Below are 17,215 nucleotides of genomic sequence, written 5' to 3' on the forward strand. Positions count from 1 at the left end.
GTCCGCCAGCCAGACGGGCAGGCGGTCGCGCCCCGTAAAGCGTCATGCTCAACGCATGTCGCCCTGTCCATAACCTGAACCTCCGAAAGTGGCGAGGTTTAGGCGCACATAGATGCCTTCTGACGGTCCGCCGGGCCGCGCGCGGGTATTGTCGCGGCGATAGCCCAGTTCGAACCGGAAGCAGTCGTCGTCGAACAGCATGCCCACTTCGGACCGGGTGATCTCGTTCTCGTCCAGATCGGCGATGCCGGCGACGGCGAAGCCCCAGTTGCGATAGAGGAACTGCTGGCCCGCCAGCTGAACGAACTCGTAGTTTCGGTTCAACGGGCCATCGACTGGGTTGGACTGGTCCAGAATATAGCTGACGATAGCCTGATTGCGCCGCCCCCAGCGACCGTCCAACGCCGCTTCGGCCCGCCGAACCTCGCCCGAACCGTCTACGGTGGCGTGGAACCAGCTGCGGATCCGATCCGATGGTGAGAAGTCGCCCTGAACCACCCAGTCGGAGGTTTCGGACGCCAGGCCGGTGGGATCATAAAGGCGCGCCGGCGCGTCGGGGATGGAGGTCTTGAAGTCGTCCTGCTGATGGAAGCGATAGCTGCGCCCGATGAACAGGCTGGCCTTGCGTCCCTCGGACCAGCGAATCGTGGCGCGCCCACCGGCGGTCAGACGCGCGCCGCCTTCCAGCAGGTCGTAGCCGGAAAAGCGGTCCATGCGGAACAGTGAGGATTCGTCCAGTTCGAGAACCTGTGCGTCTTCGATCGGGATTCGCGGGTCTAGATTGACCTTGTTGGATACCGAGAACTGGCCGACCGGCTCCAGGATGATGTCGGCGTCTCCGGCGCGCTTGATCAGCGGATAGGTCACGTCCACTCCGGCGCTGAGGCGCGAGCGGCTGATCGTGGCGTCGCTGTCGATCCCCATCATAGGCGGCAGGTCGGACATGGAATACAGGTCGACGCGAGTGTCCACGAACGGCTCGACCCGCACGCCGATCGGCAGGATGACGGTGCGCCGCCATTCCAGCTGGCCGGTGACGCGGCGGCTGTCCACGCCGGTGAGGCCCTCCGTGACCGGCGGCACGATCTCGGGGTTCAGGATCGGCGCGCCGACGAAACGGTCGCGATAGAGCGACACCGCCGAACCCTTCAGCCGCAGCCTTCCGCCCATGACCAGTTCATGCGGTTCCCACCGCGCGTCGATCAGGGGCGCGACCAGGGGCAGGGTGTGATCGTCCTCGAACACCTTGAAGCCGTTGGCGTCGCGGAAGTCGGTGGCCGCGAAGGCTGGGTCCAGGCGCAGGCTCTGGATCGAGAAGGCGGCGACCGACACATAGGAACGGTCGGTCTGATGCTCGGCGTAGATCTGGCTGATCAGGCGGCGCCGATCCCCGTAATAGAGACCGTTGTCCTGATAGGGGGAGCGCACGTCATAGCGGTCGAACAGCGTCTTGTCCGAGGTCCGCTCGGCCGTGAAGCCGAATCGCCAGGGCCCGTCGGGATCAAACTCGCCATGCGACAGCAGATAGCTGCGGTTCTCGCGGTCGCCGAAGCGGACGTTGCTCTCCAGCCGACCGTCGCCATCGATGTCGAAGTCGCCGAAGTTCCGCTCGTTGGTATAGCCGCCGCGCGCCACGATCATGCCGTTGGCGAACCGACGCCGCCATTGCAGGTTTAGGAGCGGCGCGACCTTGGTGTTGATCTGGGGACTGATCAACCAGTCCTCGGACGGCGAGACGACGTGGAGGTAAGGGATTTCCACCGACACGCCCCGACCCTCGTCAAAGTTCACGATGGGCACCAGCACGCCGGACGCCCGCTCGACCGAGGGGTCGGGGTGGGCGAAGAAGGGCGTGTAGAAGACCGGCAAGGGGCCGATGTAAAAGACGGCGTTTCGGTACAGGATGGCGCGAAGCTGCTCGTCCTGAACCACGCGCTCGGCCTGGATCGAGATGGTGGGACGACGCGGCCCATTGTCGTCGCAGATGGGGCAGGGGGTGAACCGTGCGTAGTTCAGCTCGTTGACATTCTCGCTCCGGCGCACCGCGGTCGCGGCCATCAGGCTGGCGCCGTTCGGCAGCCGGGTGGCGAAATCCACGGCGACGCCCGTGGTCAGGTTCTGGTCCAGCTCCAGATGACTGGCGTAGACGACCGTGCCGTTAGGGGCGATGGCCTCGACATCGCCCTGGCCCGTCGCTGAGCCTGCGTTCAGATCGTAGGACAGGCTTTCGCCGCGCAGCACATGGCCGCGCGTGCGGACGTAGGCCCGGTTCTCGGGCGTGCCGTTGACCACGATGGCGTCGCCGACACGCTGGGCGTTGTCGGCGTCCACATAGACGGCGTTCGGCCCCAGACCATCGGACGGCGCGGAGATCTGCACCGCAGGCGGAGTGGCGCGCGCATCGGCCTGGGCGAAGACCGGCGTGGCCAGGGGCGCGCAGGCGACCAAGGCGGCGCCGGCGAGAAGCCTTGCTCTGAAAGCGTTGCGGCGCCGATCGTGGCGATCACCCTGCATAGGCCATCCGTATTCTGAGAAGCGAGCGCCCGATTAGCCGTCTTCGGTATAGAACAGCAAGGTAAAGGCTGCGAGCGCCGTCAGAACGGGCGGCAGCCACGCGGCGACGAACGGCGCCACGACCTCGGCCGATCCCATGGCCGACGAAAACTGGTTCAGGAAGAAGAAGGCGAAGCCCAGCACCACGGCTGCCCCGCTCATACGCGCCAGATCGCCTAGCCGCATCAAGCGCAACGAGAAGGCCGCCGCCAAAATCGACATGGCGGCGAACACCAGCGGCGTAGCCAGAAGCTGCTGGAATCGCAATCGATAGGCGGTGGAGGTGAAACCGGCGTTTTCGATCCGGCTGATCTGGTTCGGCAGGGACCAGAAGGGGGTCGACTGCGGTCGGGCGAACCGTTCGAACGCCTCCTCGTCGGCCAAGCTGGAGACCAGGGTCAGGCTGGAATAGCTGACGGCGCGCTGGCCGATCTGGGCTCCGACCGCATCGGTCAGCCGCCAGCTTCCGGCGTTCAGCGAGGCGGACTTGGCGTCGATCCGTTCCGAGAATGTCCGACCGCCGCCGGGAGCGGTGGTGTAGATAAAGAAGCTGACGTCCAGCAGGCGGGCGTTGGCGCGATCCTGGCGGCCGGCGCGAATGATCATTTGGCGCTGGTCGTCGCCTTCGCGCAGCCAGATCGCCGCGTTCGGATCGCCGCCGGGCGCCGTTCCCGAGATGCGGGCGCGTTCGCGCTGCCAAAGGCCGTCCCCGGCCGAGGCCAGCGGTCCCAGGACTGTCACCGTCGCCACGCCCAGGACGAAGGCCATGCCGGCCGCCGGCAGCACGAACCGCCACGCAGAAACGCCTGCTGCACGCATGGCGATCAACTCGCTTCGCCGGTTCAGGCCAATGAAGGCCGACAGTGTGCCGAACAGGAAGACGAACGGCATGAGTTGCAGGATCACCGAGGGCGATTTCAGCAGCACCAGGCCGAAGATGCGTACAGCCGACAGGTCCTGATCCGACCCCAGCCCACGCGACACTTCGACAAAGTCGATCAGCATGACCAAGGCGGCGATCACCGCCAGCGCTACGGCCAGCGACTTCGATTGTTGCACCAGCACATAGCGTTCGATGACGCCCAGGCGGGGGATGTGCGGCGAACGGCGGACCGTCGCGGTCAAACGCGGGGTGACGGCGGTCATGCGAACCTCGCCTTCAGATCGCGCAGGACGAGGGCGCTACGGCTGCGACGCGGCTTCAGGGCGCGGAACAGGACCCGCAGGGATATGGCGACCGCGACGATGGGCACGACATATTGCAGCACGTTCAAACTGGCGTTCCAGGCGCTGCCGGCGACCAGTCCGTAGCCGATGACCCGCAGCAGCAGGAACAGCGCGGCCGCCTTGGCGATCCGCAGCGTATAGCCGGTGCGGCTGAACGATCCGCCCAGAACGGCCGACAGCGCAAGCGCCATTGCGACCAGGGCGTAGAGGGGCGAGGAAAGACGCGAATGGGCCTCGGCCAACAGCTCGCCACGTGTGCCTGCGACCTCCACGATCTTGGCCGTAGGGTTCAGCAACTGCCGCAGATAGAGGTCGGTGGGCTTGAAGCGCAGGGTGTCGGTCACGCCGACGAACGGGGCAAGCGAGAAGTCGTAGCGGCCGAACGACAGCGTCTCCAGAACCCCGCCCGACGAATAGCGCTGGGCCGAGCCGTCGATCATGGTCAGGACCGGCGTGCCGGCGGCGTCACGGCTGAACCGCGCCTCTGCGGCGTTCCAGGTCGTAACCTTGTCCTTGTCATCCAGATAGACGAACAGATTCTTCAGCAGGCCGTTCTGTTCGATCTGCTGCACATAGACGGTAAGGCCGTCAGGCCCCTGAACGAACTGTCCCTCTTCGACCAGAAGGGCGGCCAGGTCGGTTCGGATGTCGAACGCCTGTCGTCGCGCCTCCTGCTGGGCCCAGGGCAGCAGGAAGACATTGACCAGCAGGGTGACAAGCGCGACCAGAACAGCGATGCGCGCGGCGGGAGAGATCACCTGCCACCGGGTCATGCCGCCGGCGAAGCTGGCCGTCAGCTCCTGCTCCCGCTGCAGCCGCGTCAAGGCGATCAGGGCGCCGACGAACAGGCCGATGGGCAGAATCACCGCCAGCAGCTGCGGCAGGGCCAGCAGCGTCAGCTTGACCATGATCCACACGCTCTGGCCCCGCTCGACGATGACCTGGAGTTGGTCCAGGCTCTGGCTCAGAATTCCGATTCCCGCCAGCGCCGCGCAGGCGGCGACCACCGGGAAGAGGATCTGGCGGAAAAGGTATCTTTGAATCAGGGTCATGGGCGGATGGACTTCGCCCGGTTGCAGGCGGCGACATTGAGGCGCATCTAGTAGCACATCACGGCGCGTCGGCGACAAGCGGACGCGCCATTGTCTTTTAGTCTTTGCAGACGCCGGGTGGGGCCTGGCTGGAGTTGGTTGAATGAAGATCGAATTCGTCGCCGCCGTGGACGCCGCCGAAATTGTCGCGGTTCCCGTGTTCGAAGACCGCGCCCTGACGGCGGCCGGTTCGGCGCTGGACGGCAAGGCGGGCGGCGCCCTGACCAAGGCGATGACGAAGGGCCGCTTCACCGGCAAGGCGGGCCAAAGCCTGCTGATCGCCGCCCCGTCGGGCGTGGACGCGGATTCGGTCCTGCTGATCGGCGCGGGCGACAAGGCCAAGCTGGACGATCTGGCGGTCGAGGCCTTCGGCGGTTCGGCCTATGCGGCGGTCAAGCTGTCGGGCGCCGAGGTGCTGACCATCGACGCATCGGACCTGACGCCCGAGCAGGCGGCGCGGGCGGGCTTCGCGGCGCGTCTGGCGGCCTACCGCTTCGACAAATACCGCACCACGCAAAAGGCCGACAAGATTCCGTCGATCACGGCGGTTCGCGTCGTCACCGCCGACCTGCGCGCGGCTGAGGCGGCGCTGGAGCCGCTGTCGGCCGTGGCGGACGGTGTGATCTTCGCCCGCGACCTGGTGTCGGAACCCGCAAACGTCCTCTATCCGGCCGAGTTCGCCAAGCGCGTCAAGGCGCTGGAAAGCCTGGGCCTGGAGGTCGAAATCCTGGGCGAGGCCGAGATGGAGAAGCTGGGCATGCGCACCCTGCTGGGCGTCGGCCAGGGCAGCCGTCGCGAAAGCCAGTTGGCCGTGATCCAGTGGAAGGGCGGCGAGGCGGGCGGTCAGCCCATCGCCTTCGTCGGCAAGGGCGTCTGCTTCGACACCGGCGGCATCTCCATCAAGCCGGCCGACGGCATGGAGGAGATGAAGTGGGACATGGGCGGCGCGGCCGCCGTGACTGGAACCATGATCGCCCTGGCCGGCCGCAAGGCCAAGGTCAACGCCGTGGGCGTTCTGGGCTTGGTCGAGAACATGCCGGACGGCAACGCCCAGCGTCCGGGCGACGTGGTGGTGTCCATGTCGGGCCAGACGGTCGAGGTCATCAACACCGACGCGGAAGGCCGCCTCGTCCTGGCCGACGCGCTCTGGTACACGCAGGAGCGTTTCAAGCCCAAGTTCATGATCGACCTGGCCACCCTGACGGGCGCCATGATCGTGGCCCTGGGCCTGGATTACGCCGGCGTCTTCTCCAACTCCGACGACGTGGCCGATCCGATCCTGGCGGCGGCCAAGAAGGTGGGCGAGAACTTCTGGCGGATGCCGATCCCGGCCATCTATGAGCAGCACATCGATTCCAAGATCGCCGACGTGAAGAACACCGGAAACGGACGCGCGGGCGGCTCGATCACCGCCGCTCTGTTCCTGCAACGCTTCACCAACGGCGTGCCATGGGCGCACCTGGATATCGCCCCGACCGCCTGGGCCAACAAGAGCCCCAACCCAACCGTGCCCGAGGGCGGCGTTGGCTTCGCCGTGCGCACCCTGGATCGCATGGTGGCCGACACCTACGAAGCCTGATCGTCGGATCGGTAGGGCCGGATGAACGGCGAGCCCGAAATCTGGTTCTACCACCTGGAGCGGTCCACGCTGGATCAGGTGCTGCCGACCCTGCTCGAGAAGACGCTTGAGCGGGGCTGGCGCGCCATGGTGAAGTCGTCGCATTCCCATCGTCTGGACGATGTGGACGAACTGCTCTGGACGTTTCGCGAAGACAGCTTTCTGCCGCACGGCCGGGCCGATCAGCCCCATGCCGACCGTCAGCCCGTGCTGTTGAGCGAGACAGGGGAGAACCTGAACGGCGCTCAGGCGCTGTTCATTTTCGACGATGCAGACATGGGCGCAACGGAAGGGTTCGAACGATGCTTCATAATTTTCGACGGGCGGGACGAACCGGCGTTGCAGCACGCCCGCAGCCGCTGGAAGACGCTGAAGGATCAGGGCGCCAATCTGGCCTATTGGAAACAGTCGGACGAAGGGCGCTGGGAAAAGGCGGCCTGATCGCGCTGGGCCTGCTGGCGGCCTGTTCGACGCCGGTGTCCGAGGCGCCCGCCCCACGCGCGGTCGAGCAGGCGCAGTTGAACCCGCCTGTCGGCAGCCGGATGCCGACCGGGCAGACGCAAGACTTCTGTAAGGCTGGCGAGATGCAATATCTGGTCGGCAAGTCGCGCACCGAGATTCCCGTGCCCGTCGAGGTGGTCAATCGCCGCGTGACCTGTACGACCTGCCCGGTGCAACAGGACTTTTCGGCCTATCGCCTGAACATCTTCTACAATGCGCAGACCGGCATCATCGAACAGGTTCGCTGCGGCTGAGCCGACATGGAAGGGACGGATCATGAAACTCATCGCTAGCACGCTGTTCGCAGCCGGCGCCTTTGCGCTTTCGGCCTGCGCCCCGACTCAGACCGCGACGCCGCCGACGAACGGATCGGAACCCGCCTTCAAGGCGTGCAAGGTCGAGGACTATCAAAGCTACGTCGGGCGTAATCGCTCTACCATTCCGACCGCGCCGAGCGGCCAGACCTTCCGCGTCCTGTGCACCACCTGCGCGGCGACGATGGACTATCGCGAGAACCGGGTGAACTTCGTGTTCGATGAGGCCACCAACATCGTCAAGCAGGTGAAGTGCGGCTGACGCCTTATCGGCCGACCGTATCGCCTGGCCACAGCGGCTTGCTGAACCGGTCGGCTAGATAGTCCATAAGGGCCGTGACCCGCGCGGGTCTCGGGCCGCTGTTGGGCGCGACCAGGTGAAGGGCGATGGGCGGCAGGCTCCAGTCGGTCATGACCGTCTCCAGATGGCCGCCCGCGACATCCCTCCAGTAGATGAAGTCCGGTTGGGGGAAGATGCCCAGCCCCGCCCACAGCGACGCCGTGAGGGCGTCCGAGTTGTTGGCTCGCAACGGTCCCTGCGGCCGCACCAAGACCTCTTCACCCGCCGCGTTGCTGAACCGCCAGATGTCGGGCGTCGGCATATAGGCGTAGCAGAGACAGGCGTGGCGGTTCAGATCGTTCGGGTGGCTAGGCCTTCCCCGCTGCGCCAGATAGGTGGGCGAGGCGACCAGAGCGCGTTTAACCGGCCTCAGCTTGCGCGCCGTCAGCGAGGAATCGGGCAGGGCGGCGATCCGCAGGGCGCAGTCGAAGCCGCCTCCGACAAGATCAATCACCTCGTCCGCCAGATGCAGGTCGATCGAGATGTCTGGGTTGGTCGCCAGGAACTCGGGCAGGGCGGGGGCCACATAGGCCATGCCGAAGGACATGGGCGCGGCCAGTCGCACCAGTCCGCGGGGCGTCACCGACATGTCCAGCGCCTCCGACACCGCCCCTTCCGCCTCGGCCAGCATATGGGCCGCGCGTCCCGCCAGGGTCCGGCCTGTGTCCGTCAGGGCGAACCGGCGCGAGGTCCGGTGAAGAAGGGTGGTCTGAAGCTGCTGCTCCAGCCGAGTCACCGCCTTGGACACAGTGGCCTTGGACAGGGACAGGCTTTCAGCCGCGCCTGAGAAGGACTGGGTTTCCGCCACCTTGGCGAAGATAGCCAGGGCTTCCAGATCGGGCAGTCGTGACATGCTGCGGCCTATGCGAAGGGAAACAATGAGTTTCGTTGGTTTCTATTTCTGTTCGGTCGCCGATCTCTATCTTGTCGTCAAGCAAAGGCGTCGGACGGTTCCGACGCGAAAGGACCCCACCGATGATCGAGCGCAGACCGTTTGAATCCCTTGGCGGCGCCAACCACGGCTGGCTGAACGCCAAACACCATTTCTCCTTCGCCAACTACTACGATCCGAACCGTATGAGCTGGGGCAATCTGCGTGTCTGGAACGACGACGAGATCGCCTCCGGCACCGGTTTTCCCCCCCATCCCCATGCCGACATGGAGATCATCACCTATGTCCGCGACGGCGCCATCAGCCACGAGGACAGCCTGGGCAACAAGGGCCGCACGGTTGCGGGCGATGTCCAGGTGATGAGCGCCGGCACCGGCATCCGCCATGCGGAGTACAATGCCGAGCCTGAGCTGACGCGAATCTTCCAGATCTGGATCGAACCGACGCGGCGCGGTGATGCGCCCAGCTGGGGCGCCAAGCCCTTCCCGAAAGGTGAGCGGGCCGGGCAGTTCGTAGTCCTGGCGTCCGGCTTCGACGGCGATGACGACGCCCTTCCGATCCGCACCGATGCGCGGATCGTGGCGGCGACCCTGAATGCGGGCGACAGCGCCAACTATCCGCTAGGCGCGGCGCGTCGCGCCTATCTGGTGCCGGCCAAGGGCGAGGTCGAGGTCAATGGCGTTCGCCTGAATGCGCGCGACGGCGCCGCCATCGCCCAGGAAGACGTCATCACGGTCAAGGCCCTGTCGGATGCCGAGATCGTGTTGGTGGACGCGGCCTGATTTTCGGATCAAGCTTCACGGTCGGACCTCGGTCCGGCCGTGAAATCCGCATCGCGCCAACGCATGCAAACGGGAGGAAAGACAATGTTCAGCCAAGCAAGCGCATGGTCGGCGAGAGCCTTGGCGGCGCTACGGATCGTCGCCGGTCTGCTGTTTCTCGCCCACGGCCTGGTCAAGCTGTTCGGCTTCCCGGCGGGCGCCGAACCCGGCCAGCAGGACCTGCTTTCCCTGTTCGGCATCGGCGGAGCCATCGAGCTGGTGACGGGCGTGCTTCTGGTGCTGGGTCTGTTCACCCGACCTGCGGCCTTCATCGCCTCGGGTCAGATGGCGGTGGCCTATTGGATGTTCCACTTCCCCCGGGACCCGATGCCGGCGGTGAATGGCGGCGATGCGGCCATCCTGTTCTGCCTTGTCTTCCTCTACGTCTTCACCGCCGGGCCGGGCGCCTGGAGCCTGGACGAGCGCGGCTCCAGACGGTTTTGATCCCGCAAGCGAAAGGGCCGCCCCGTGATCGACGGGGCGGCCCTGGTTCTCTGACCTGAGATCGGCTTCAGGCGGTCGCGGCCCAGTCGGTGGCGCGCACCAGGCTGTCGACGATGCCCGGCTCGGACGATGCGTGACCGGCGTCATCGACGATATTCAGATGCGCCTCGGGCCAGGCGCGGTGCAGGGCCCAGGCGCCGGAAATCGGCGTGACCACGTCGAACCGACCCTGGGCGATCCAGCACGGAATATGCCGCATCCGGTCCACATTCTTCAGGATCCAGCCGTCCTCCTCGAAGAAGCCGGCGTTGGTGAAGAACCAATTCTCGATCCGTGCGAAGGCCACGGCGAACTCCGGCTCGGCGAACTTCTCGGGCCGGGCGTTGGGGCCTTCCACGCTGACGGTCTCGCCCTCCCAGCTTGACCAGGCGACGGCGCACCGCTCGCGTTCCGCCACGTCGTCGCCGATCAGTCGTTTGTAATAGGCCGCCATCAGGTCGCCGCGCTCGGCCTCGGGGATCGGCTCCAGGAACCTTTCCCAAGCGTCGGGGAACATCATCGAGGCGCCGTCCTGATAGAACCAGTGCAACTCCTTCTTCGTCAGCAGGAAGATGCCGCGCAGGACCAGCGCCCTGACCCGCTCGGGGTGGGTGATGGCGTAGGCCATCGACAGCGTCGAACCCCACGATCCGCCAAACACCACCCATTTCTCGACGCCGCACAGAATTCGCAGCCGTTCGATGTCCGCGATCAGGGTCCAAGTGGTGTTGTCCTCCAGCGAGGCGTGGGGGCGCGACAGGCCGCAACCGCGCTGATCGAACATGATGATGCGATAGACGGCCGGATCGAAGAACCGGCGCATTCCCGGATTGACGGCGCCGCCTGGGCCGCCATGCAGCACGATGACCGGCACGCCGTGCGGATTGCCGGATTCCTCATAGTAGATTTCGTGCACGCCCTCGGTCCTCATCCAGCCGGAGGCATAGGCCTCAACCTCGGGATAGAGGATGCGACGCGGATCAGCGGGCGCGGGGAAGGCCATGCAGGGGTCTTTCTACTCGGACGAAACGGTCAGGAACGAAGGGCGGCGAAGGCGAGGCACAGCCATCCGGCGATCATCAGCGCCCCGCCGATGGGGGCGATCACGCCGAAGGCCGGCACGCCGAGGAAGGCGATCAGCAGCAGGGACAAACAGAAGACCAGACCCCCGACGGACGCGAGCCAGCCGGCCACGGACGTCAACCGCCCGCCCGCTTGCCATTGAACGGCGGCGACCGCCAGAACCGCATGGATCAACTGATACTGGGCGCCGGTGGTCAGCAGGGTCTTGATCTGCGGCCCCGCGCCATGCGCGGCGAAGGCCCCGACGGCGACCGCCATGGCGCCGTTCAGGGCGGCGAAGAGGATCAGTTTGCGACTCACGATCATCTGGCCAACCTAGACCGTAGATCGACCCCTGTCTTTCGCTCGTTCACCCGGCGCGGGGCAGGGGCGTCAGGTGGCTGGCCATGGCCGAGGCGGCGGCCTTGACGCCCTTGCGCACGGCGGCCTCATTGGCGGGGGCAGGTGCGCGCAGCAGGCCGATGGAGGGCGTCAAGGGCCCATCCGGCAGATCGGCCAGCACCCGGTAGAGCAGATAGGAACCGGCGTCCTCTTCCGCCTCGGACGAAGCGTCGGCTTCAAGACCCGCAGCGGTCAGGGCGCGCACGATGTCGGCGACCGGCGCCGTGGCGCGGGCGACGCCGGGGCCGGTGCTGGACAGGCGATGCTTGTGATCCAGCGTCCGGTTTTCGGCCCGCATCTGGACCCGGAAGCCTTGACCCTTGTGCGTGCGGCCCACCAGCAGGACGGCGCGGCAGTCGCCGCTGCCCAGATGCGCCGCCAGGGTCGAGGCCAGGGCGTCGGGATCGTTGCCGACGATGGGCACGGCGCGTGCGCCCGCCGGGCTCCAGATTTCGCCGGAAAGGTCCTCGACCAAATCCCAGCCCGTGTCCTCGCCCTCATAGGCGCAGATGATGATGCCGGGGCGGCGGTCGCCGTTTCGGGTGTCGGCGTCCGCCGCCCTGTCCATTTCACTCATCGTGCCGGCCATCGCCATGCCCATGACAGTTCGGTGACCCGCAAGTGGCGGCAACTGGAGGGCATCGTCAAGTCCCGTCGCTCCCTAGCCCAGATCGCCGACAGCGGCGTCCAGCAGCATGAAGGCGCGTCCGGCGTCCGACGCCAGGGCGGTCTGAACCGCCGCCGCATCGCCCGCGCGGGCCGAAGCAGCCAGGCCGCCCGCGAAATGGCGCACATAGCGTTCGGCGTCGGCGCGCAGTTCGGCGTCGCTGAGCACCCGGCGCGACACGCTGCGAACGGCGGCCGGCGCCACGCGGCGCACGATCTGGCGGCCGCCGTCCGGGTCGCCCTTGCCGATGGCGCGCGCCGCTTCCTCGACACGGGAGCGCGGGAGAAGGGCGTTGGGATCGACGCCCATACGGCGAATGGCGGCCATCACCCGCTCGGACAGGGCCTCGGCCTCTGCCGGCGTGGGGCCGGCCGCCGCAGCGGGAGTGTCCAGGTTCAGGGGCGGCTCGTCACCGTCATCCTGGGCGACCAGGTCGCTCCAGTCCAGGCGTTCGTCGGCCACGGGACGCGGGGTTTCGGTCGGCTCAAGCCGCAAGCGGCTGCGTAGACCGAACTTGCGCTCTTCGACAGGCTGCGGAACCGGCGTCCGAGCAGCACGCGGTTCGACGCGTTCGGGTTCGGGGGGCGCCTCGCGACGACGGGCAGGGGAGGCGTCGCCGGACACGACGCCCATGAGCCGAACGGCCTCGGTCAGCATGTCGTAGTTGCGGCGCACCCGCTCCTGGAAGCCCAGATCCAGGGCCTCGGTGTCCTCGGCGGCCTTGCGCGAGGCGGCGGACAGCGACGCCAGGCCGTCCTCGACCGTCGCGCGCACGGCCTCGGCGCGAACACGGGCTTCCTGGGGCAGGCGGGCGGCGCGCTCGTCGATGTCCGCGACGGCGGTGTCGATCTCGGACAGGGCCTCGTTCAGGCGGCCGACCAGGGTCTCCAGGCGATTGACCATCCGCTCGCCGGCCTCCTCGACCATGCCGGACGTTTCGCTCACGATGCGGCGCGCGTCCTCGATACGGGCGTCGGCGGCGTTATCGGCCTTCTGCGCCGCATCGAACAGGGTTTCGCCCAGGCGGTCGGCGCGCAGACGGGCCTGTTCGGCGGCGTCGGCGGCGGCGGCGCGGGAGTCCTCAGCGGTGGCGCGCATCTGCTCCAGGGCGCGGCGCGTCTCCTCCATCAGAGCGTCGCGGGCCTCAGCGGCCAAGGCCTCGAAGCGGTCCAGCGCGACCTTGGTGGCGGAATCGAAACCGTCAGCCTCGCGCTGAGACATGTCCACCAAGGCGCGGAACTGGTCGGCGGCGGCCTCGACCAGATCGCGCAGGGCGTCGACCGAGGTCTGGGCCGTGCGGTCCAGGTCGCCGGCGGCGCTGCGGGTCGCGGACAGATGTTCGATCAACTGGGCGCGCTGGCTCTCGACCTGGGCGGAGAAATCCTCCTGATCGGTGCGCAGCGCATAGGCGGCGGTGACCAGCGAGGCGCGTTGTTGGCCCAGGCCCTCTTCGACCGACTGAATCTGTTCGGCCACGCCAGAGCCGGCGTTCTCCAGCCGGATCGTCTGGCGGGCCAGATCGTCCGCCGCGACGCGAGCGGCGTCCTGGGCCTCGCCGGCGGCGGCCGCCAGATCGGCGGCGCGGGCGGCGAGCGCGGCCTCGGCCTCGCGCAACTGGGCCTGGGCCAGGTCCGAGGCGTCGGCGACCATGCGCGACTGGCGTTCGACCGCGTCGATCACCCCGGTCGCCTGAGTGTCCAAGTGAAGGCCAAGCGTCTGCATATGATCGCGTTCGCGACCCAGGTTCTCAGCCAGGCGACGAGCGGTGCGGCCGGCGTTGTCAGCCGCCTCGTTAAGGCGCGCCGTCTCCTCGGCCAAGGCTTCGCGCAGCAGGGCCATGTCGGCGCGCGCCCGCTCGGCCGCCAGGGCGGCGTGGTCGATGTCGGATCGCAGGGATTGAAGCACGTCGCCGGTCTGCTGGGCGGCCAGCGCCGTCGGGGCCACCAGCGCCTCGGCCAGTTGCCGCGCGCGACGGGTCTCGGCCGCCAGTCCCGCACCTTGCCGCACGGCATGGGCCAGCATGATGGCCAAGCCTGCCGGGGCCAAGGCGATCAGGGCGTAGATGGCGATCCGCAACGGGTCCAACTCGGCCCCGCCGGCCCCGAACTCATAGGCGGCCCAGGAGGCGACCCCGCCGATCCAAAGGGCTGAGGCGATGCCGGCGATCAGATAGGCGTGGCGGCCGGACGGCTCGCTGGCGCGCTTGGTTGCGAGCGGCTTCACGGCTGGAGGCGACGACAGTTCGAACGGGGCCGGGGGCTTGCCGGTCGCGACGGCCAACTCGACCTCGGCGGTCAGTTCGGGCGATGGCGCGTGCTGGGCCTTAGCGGCGCGTTCTTCGGCCAGACGCTGTTCTTCCAGCAGGCGACGACGACGCCGTTCGGACATCGGTCTTTCGAACGTGGGCTGCACGATTTCCAGATCTGCGTCGGTCAACGGTTCTGGTTCGAAAGAAGCGTCGGCGACGGGCGTCTCCTCGATGGACGGCGCATCGACGGGCGCGACCACGTCCTCGTCGGTCAGCTTCAGCGGCGGCCGTTTGGGAGACTTCATCAGTTCAAAAACTCGATCTCTACGCAGGCGTCCGACAGCGCCGTCCAGACCCTAGAACAGGAATGAGGCAGACGGAACCTGCTGGCGCGCGTAAGCTGTCGATCACCGACGAACAGGCCGCTATGTCAGCAGCCGCGACTGCTCTCGACCATGACCGTGGACGAAGCGGCGCCGTCGCGACACTCGGCCACGCGATGGACCTCGCGGTCGGAATGGTTGGTGGTGTGCGTGTCCACGCCGAACTGCGACAGGACGGCTGCGGCCAGCAAAGCGATGAAGCCGGCGATCAGTTCGACCAGCGCCTGCATTCCACCCTCCCTCGCGGCCTGAATGGCCATGCGCCTTATGCCTCAGATCGGCGAACGTCACAATCCCGCCTTAAGGCCTGCGTTCTGAAAGATTGACCCGACGCCAAGCGCATGAAACGGAGAACCTAGGCGCTCCGACACCGTGTCACGCGAATCAGGCAGAGGGGTTGCATGGGGCAAGGCGGCGATAGTTACGACGGCAGTTTGCTGGAGCCGGGGCCGGGTCTGTGGACCTCGGCCGTCGCCCATCGGTTCTCCGTGCTTATGGAGAACGAGGCCTATTTCGACGCCCTATCCTCGGCCATCCAGAAGGCGGAACGGTCCATCGTCCTTCTGGGCTGGCAGTTCGATCCGCGCACCCATCTGGATCCCGAAACGCGGCCGGGCGACAAGAGCGCCGAGATCGGACGCCAGCTTAGACTGCTGGTCAAGAAGAAGCCCGATCTGGACGTGCGGCTGCTGATCTGGAAATCGCCCCTGCTGATCGCGGCGTCGCAGGGCTTCTATCCCCATCGCGCTCAGCGCTGGTTCCGCAAGCGGATGGTGGAGTTCCGTCTGGATTCGCCCGGCCCCATCGGCGCCTGCCACCATCAGAAGGTGGTGGTGATCGACGACAAGCTGGCCTTTTGCGGCGGGGGCGACATCTCGACCGACCGCTGGGACTCCGACGAACATCTGGACGGTGATCCGCGCCGCGCCCTGCCCAGCGGCGTCATCTGCAAGGCGCGGCACGAAGTGATGTCGGTTATGGACGGTCCGGCGGCGCGGGCGCTGGCCGATCTGGCGCGCGAACGCTGGTTCAAGGCGACGTGGGAACGCACCATTCCCGATCAGGTCGACGGCGATCCGTGGCCCGACGACGTTCCGGTCCAGATGACGGACGTGCCGGTCGGCATCGCCCGCACCGAGCCGAAATGGGCCGGTCGGCACGAGGTGCGCGAGAGCGAGGCCCTGCATCTGGAGTCCATTCGGCGCGCCAAACGGCTGATCTATCTGGAGAACCAGTATTTCACATCGCCGGTGATCGCCGCCGCTCTGGCGCAGCGTCTGGCCGAGCCGGACGGGCCGCAGATCATCGTCGTCTCAACCGCCAAGAGCCCCAGCTGGTTCGACAGCCTGACGATGGATACGGCCCGCGCTGAGGTGCTTTACCGGCTGGAGCAGGCGGACAAGTTCAACCGTTTCTTCGCCTTCGCCCCCCTGACCGAGGACGGCGACCGCATCATCGTCCACGCTAAGATGTCGATCATCGACGACCGGCTGATAAGGATCGGGTCCACCAATCTGAACAACCGTTCGATGGGCTTGGATACCGAATGCGACATCGCCGCCGAACCGACAGACGCGGCGGGGCGCGCGGCGATCACCGCCCACCGCCATCGCACCATCGCCCACTGGCTGGGCGTCGCGACCGAGGATTATGCGGCGGTGGAAGCGGTGTTCGGCTCGGTCGGCCAGGCGATCTGCAGCTTCGAGACGGATCGACTGAAGCCGCTGGGTTCGGAGCCGCCTACCCGCATCCAGCGGATGTTCGCGGAATGGCAGCTGGGCGATCCTACATCCTCCACCGACGCCTGGCGGCCCTGGAAGCGGCTGAACCGCTCGCACCGGACGCGACCGATCTCCGAAGGCGGTCAGGCGCCCGGCTGAACCACGTCGAAATCGACGATCAGCGGCAGATGATCCGACGCCACCCGCGCCAGCGGCGAAAAGGCCGAGCGCACTGCGCGTATCCGAATGTGCGGGCTGACGAAGCAGTGGTCGATACGGATGGCCGGAAAGGCCGAGGGGAAGGTCTTGACGCTGGGCTTGACGCCCAGTTGACGCTGGCAGTCTTCAAGAGTGCGGCACAGGGTCTGATAGGGACGGGTGATCGAGGTGGCGTTGAAGTCCCCCGCCAACAGGATCGGTCCGGCGCAGCCGCCCAGCCAGCCCGGCCCGATCAGGGCCGCCGCCTGCAGGCGCTGTTCGCGCGGGACCAGACCCAGATGGGTGTTGAAGACGTTCAGGGCCACACCGTCGATCTCGATCTCGGACCAGATGGCGCCGCGCGGCTCAAGCCCGGGAATGCCTGTGACGGTCGGCAGGGCGTCGGCGCGGATCAGCCGTTCAGGATGGGCGGTCAGGATGGCGTCGCCATACAGTTCCGCCTCGACCCGCATCGCCGGGTGAAAGCGCGAGGTCATGGCCAGACCATCGGCGATGGCGCGCGCCTGATCCACGCCATTGGTCCGCGACCGGCCTACATCCAGCTCTTGCAGGCAGACGATGTCCGGCTCGTATTCGCCGATGACGGCGACGATACGGTCGACATCGAGACGACGGTCTGTGCCGACGCAGCGGTGAACATTGTAGGTGAGAAGGCGGGGCATGGGGGGGCTAT

General features: G+C 67.0%; 17 protein-coding genes. 7 read left to right on the forward strand and 10 right to left on the reverse strand.

The annotated features are described in order from the left end of the window. Positions 1-48: 48 nt before the first annotated feature. From ACYX4P_RS09860 to ACYX4P_RS09870, 3 genes are read right to left on the reverse strand one after another with little or no spacing between them, the layout of a single operon-like run. Entirely contained in the window at positions 49-2,514 is a 2,466-nt protein-coding gene (locus ACYX4P_RS09860) for an LPS-assembly protein LptD (RefSeq protein WP_248116061.1), read from the reverse strand. Positions 2,515-2,547: 33 nt separating this feature from the next. Continuing rightward, positions 2,548-3,699 (reverse strand): LPS export ABC transporter permease LptG, encoded by a 1,152-nt coding sequence (lptG, locus tag ACYX4P_RS09865; RefSeq protein ID WP_248116063.1) that lies wholly within the window; start codon positions 3,697-3,699, stop codon positions 2,548-2,550. After that, positions 3,696-4,832, reverse strand: coding sequence for an LptF/LptG family permease (locus ACYX4P_RS09870; protein WP_292047660.1), 1,137 nt, complete (start codon positions 4,830-4,832; stop codon positions 3,696-3,698). The genes lptG and ACYX4P_RS09870 overlap by 4 nt, the downstream gene beginning before the upstream one ends. Positions 4,833-4,974: 142 nt before the next feature. On the opposite strand from ACYX4P_RS09870, the gene ACYX4P_RS09875 reads away from it, so the two are divergent. Genes ACYX4P_RS09875 through ACYX4P_RS09890 form a run of 4 tightly spaced genes read left to right on the forward strand, consistent with a single transcriptional unit; the run spans position 4,975 to position 7,566 of the window. Then, positions 4,975-6,450: a leucyl aminopeptidase gene (locus ACYX4P_RS09875; RefSeq protein ID WP_248116067.1), complete on the forward strand. Its 1,476-nt coding sequence runs from the start codon at positions 4,975-4,977 to the stop codon at positions 6,448-6,450. Between the two features lie 21 nt (positions 6,451-6,471). Then, positions 6,472-6,930, forward strand: a complete 459-nt coding sequence (locus ACYX4P_RS09880; RefSeq protein ID WP_248116069.1) for a DNA polymerase III subunit chi — start codon at positions 6,472-6,474, stop codon at positions 6,928-6,930. Beyond that, positions 6,888-7,244, forward strand: coding sequence for a DUF1996 domain-containing protein (locus tag ACYX4P_RS09885; RefSeq protein WP_248116071.1), 357 nt, complete (start codon positions 6,888-6,890; stop codon positions 7,242-7,244). Before ACYX4P_RS09880 ends, ACYX4P_RS09885 begins: the two co-directional genes overlap by 43 nt. Before the next feature lie 22 nt (positions 7,245-7,266). Continuing rightward, entirely contained in the window at positions 7,267-7,566 is a 300-nt protein-coding gene (locus ACYX4P_RS09890; RefSeq protein ID WP_248116073.1) for a hemolysin, read from the forward strand. Between the two features lie 4 nt (positions 7,567-7,570). Here ACYX4P_RS09890 and ACYX4P_RS09895 read toward each other — a convergent pair whose 3' ends face one another. Continuing rightward, complete coding sequence (locus ACYX4P_RS09895; RefSeq protein WP_248116075.1) at positions 7,571-8,497, reverse strand: LysR family transcriptional regulator; 927 nt, start codon at positions 8,495-8,497, stop codon at positions 7,571-7,573. A gap of 122 nt (positions 8,498-8,619) precedes the next feature. Here ACYX4P_RS09895 and ACYX4P_RS09900 point away from each other — a divergent pair, with 122 nt between their 5' ends. After that, a complete protein-coding gene (locus ACYX4P_RS09900) occupies positions 8,620-9,318 on the forward strand; it encodes a pirin family protein (RefSeq protein WP_292047658.1) in 699 nt (232 codons plus the stop codon). Between the two features lie 84 nt (positions 9,319-9,402). Beyond that, positions 9,403-9,801 carry a DoxX family protein gene (locus ACYX4P_RS09905; RefSeq protein WP_248116077.1) on the forward strand — a complete coding sequence of 133 codons (399 nt, stop codon included), beginning with the start codon at positions 9,403-9,405 and terminating at the stop codon, positions 9,799-9,801. Between the two features lie 67 nt (positions 9,802-9,868). On the opposite strand, the gene pip is transcribed toward ACYX4P_RS09905, so the two are convergent. The 5 genes from pip to ACYX4P_RS09930 all read right to left on the reverse strand — a co-directional run bounded on the left by pip (position 9,869) and on the right by ACYX4P_RS09930 (position 14,862). Further along, positions 9,869-10,843, reverse strand: a complete 975-nt coding sequence (gene pip / locus ACYX4P_RS09910; RefSeq protein ID WP_248116079.1) for a prolyl aminopeptidase — start codon at positions 10,841-10,843, stop codon at positions 9,869-9,871. 29 nt (positions 10,844-10,872) lie between these two features. Beyond that, positions 10,873-11,229, reverse strand: a complete 357-nt coding sequence (locus ACYX4P_RS09915) for a DUF423 domain-containing protein (protein ID WP_248116081.1) — start codon at positions 11,227-11,229, stop codon at positions 10,873-10,875. A 43-nt stretch (positions 11,230-11,272) separates the two neighbouring features. Next, positions 11,273-11,893, reverse strand: a complete 621-nt coding sequence (locus tag ACYX4P_RS09920; protein WP_292074601.1) for a C15 family peptidase — start codon at positions 11,891-11,893, stop codon at positions 11,273-11,275. A 72-nt stretch (positions 11,894-11,965) separates the two neighbouring features. After that, positions 11,966-14,524 carry a coiled-coil domain-containing protein gene (locus tag ACYX4P_RS09925; RefSeq protein ID WP_248116085.1) on the reverse strand — a complete coding sequence of 853 codons (2,559 nt, stop codon included), beginning with the start codon at positions 14,522-14,524 and terminating at the stop codon, positions 11,966-11,968. A 125-nt stretch (positions 14,525-14,649) separates the two neighbouring features. Beyond that, a complete protein-coding gene (locus ACYX4P_RS09930) occupies positions 14,650-14,862 on the reverse strand; it encodes a hypothetical protein (RefSeq protein WP_248116087.1) in 213 nt (70 codons plus the stop codon). A gap of 141 nt (positions 14,863-15,003) precedes the next feature. Between ACYX4P_RS09930 and ACYX4P_RS09935 the strand changes: the two genes are divergently transcribed. Beyond that, entirely contained in the window at positions 15,004-16,482 is a 1,479-nt protein-coding gene (locus ACYX4P_RS09935; protein ID WP_248116089.1) for a phospholipase D-like domain-containing protein, read from the forward strand. Here the strand turns inward: ACYX4P_RS09935 and ACYX4P_RS09940 are convergent. Beyond that, positions 16,467-17,204: an endonuclease/exonuclease/phosphatase family protein gene (locus ACYX4P_RS09940; protein WP_248116091.1), complete on the reverse strand. Its 738-nt coding sequence runs from the start codon at positions 17,202-17,204 to the stop codon at positions 16,467-16,469. The two genes, ACYX4P_RS09935 and ACYX4P_RS09940, sit on opposite strands and share 16 nt — an antisense overlap. Positions 17,205-17,215: the final 11 nt, after the last annotated feature.

This window comes from Brevundimonas sp. ABV4_179, assembly GCF_056311945.1.

Bases quoted from the DNA above. Each gene is read 5' to 3' on its own strand.
- ACYX4P_RS09860 (WP_248116061.1), bottom strand. From the start codon at position 2,514: ATGCAGGGTGATCGCCACGATCGGCGCCGCAACGCTTTCAGAGCAAGG.
- lptG (WP_248116063.1), bottom strand. From the start codon at position 3,699: ATGACCGCCGTCACCCCGCGTTTGACCGCGACGGTCCGCCGTTCGCCG.
- ACYX4P_RS09870 (WP_292047660.1), bottom strand. From the start codon at position 4,832: ATGACCCTGATTCAAAGATACCTTTTCCGCCAGATCCTCTTCCCGGTG.
- ACYX4P_RS09875 (WP_248116067.1), top strand. From the start codon at position 4,975: ATGAAGATCGAATTCGTCGCCGCCGTGGACGCCGCCGAAATTGTCGCG.
- ACYX4P_RS09880 (WP_248116069.1), top strand. From the start codon at position 6,472: ATGAACGGCGAGCCCGAAATCTGGTTCTACCACCTGGAGCGGTCCACG.
- ACYX4P_RS09890 (WP_248116073.1), top strand. From the start codon at position 7,267: ATGAAACTCATCGCTAGCACGCTGTTCGCAGCCGGCGCCTTTGCGCTT.
- ACYX4P_RS09895 (WP_248116075.1), bottom strand. From the start codon at position 8,497: ATGTCACGACTGCCCGATCTGGAAGCCCTGGCTATCTTCGCCAAGGTG.
- ACYX4P_RS09900 (WP_292047658.1), top strand. From the start codon at position 8,620: ATGATCGAGCGCAGACCGTTTGAATCCCTTGGCGGCGCCAACCACGGC.
- ACYX4P_RS09905 (WP_248116077.1), top strand. From the start codon at position 9,403: ATGTTCAGCCAAGCAAGCGCATGGTCGGCGAGAGCCTTGGCGGCGCTA.
- pip (WP_248116079.1), bottom strand. From the start codon at position 10,843: ATGGCCTTCCCCGCGCCCGCTGATCCGCGTCGCATCCTCTATCCCGAG.
- ACYX4P_RS09915 (WP_248116081.1), bottom strand. From the start codon at position 11,229: ATGATCGTGAGTCGCAAACTGATCCTCTTCGCCGCCCTGAACGGCGCC.
- ACYX4P_RS09920 (WP_292074601.1), bottom strand. From the start codon at position 11,893: ATGGCCGGCACGATGAGTGAAATGGACAGGGCGGCGGACGCCGACACC.
- ACYX4P_RS09925 (WP_248116085.1), bottom strand. From the start codon at position 14,524: ATGAAGTCTCCCAAACGGCCGCCGCTGAAGCTGACCGACGAGGACGTG.
- ACYX4P_RS09930 (WP_248116087.1), bottom strand. From the start codon at position 14,862: ATGGCCATTCAGGCCGCGAGGGAGGGTGGAATGCAGGCGCTGGTCGAA.
- ACYX4P_RS09935 (WP_248116089.1), top strand. From the start codon at position 15,004: ATGGGGCAAGGCGGCGATAGTTACGACGGCAGTTTGCTGGAGCCGGGG.
- ACYX4P_RS09940 (WP_248116091.1), bottom strand. From the start codon at position 17,204: ATGCCCCGCCTTCTCACCTACAATGTTCACCGCTGCGTCGGCACAGAC.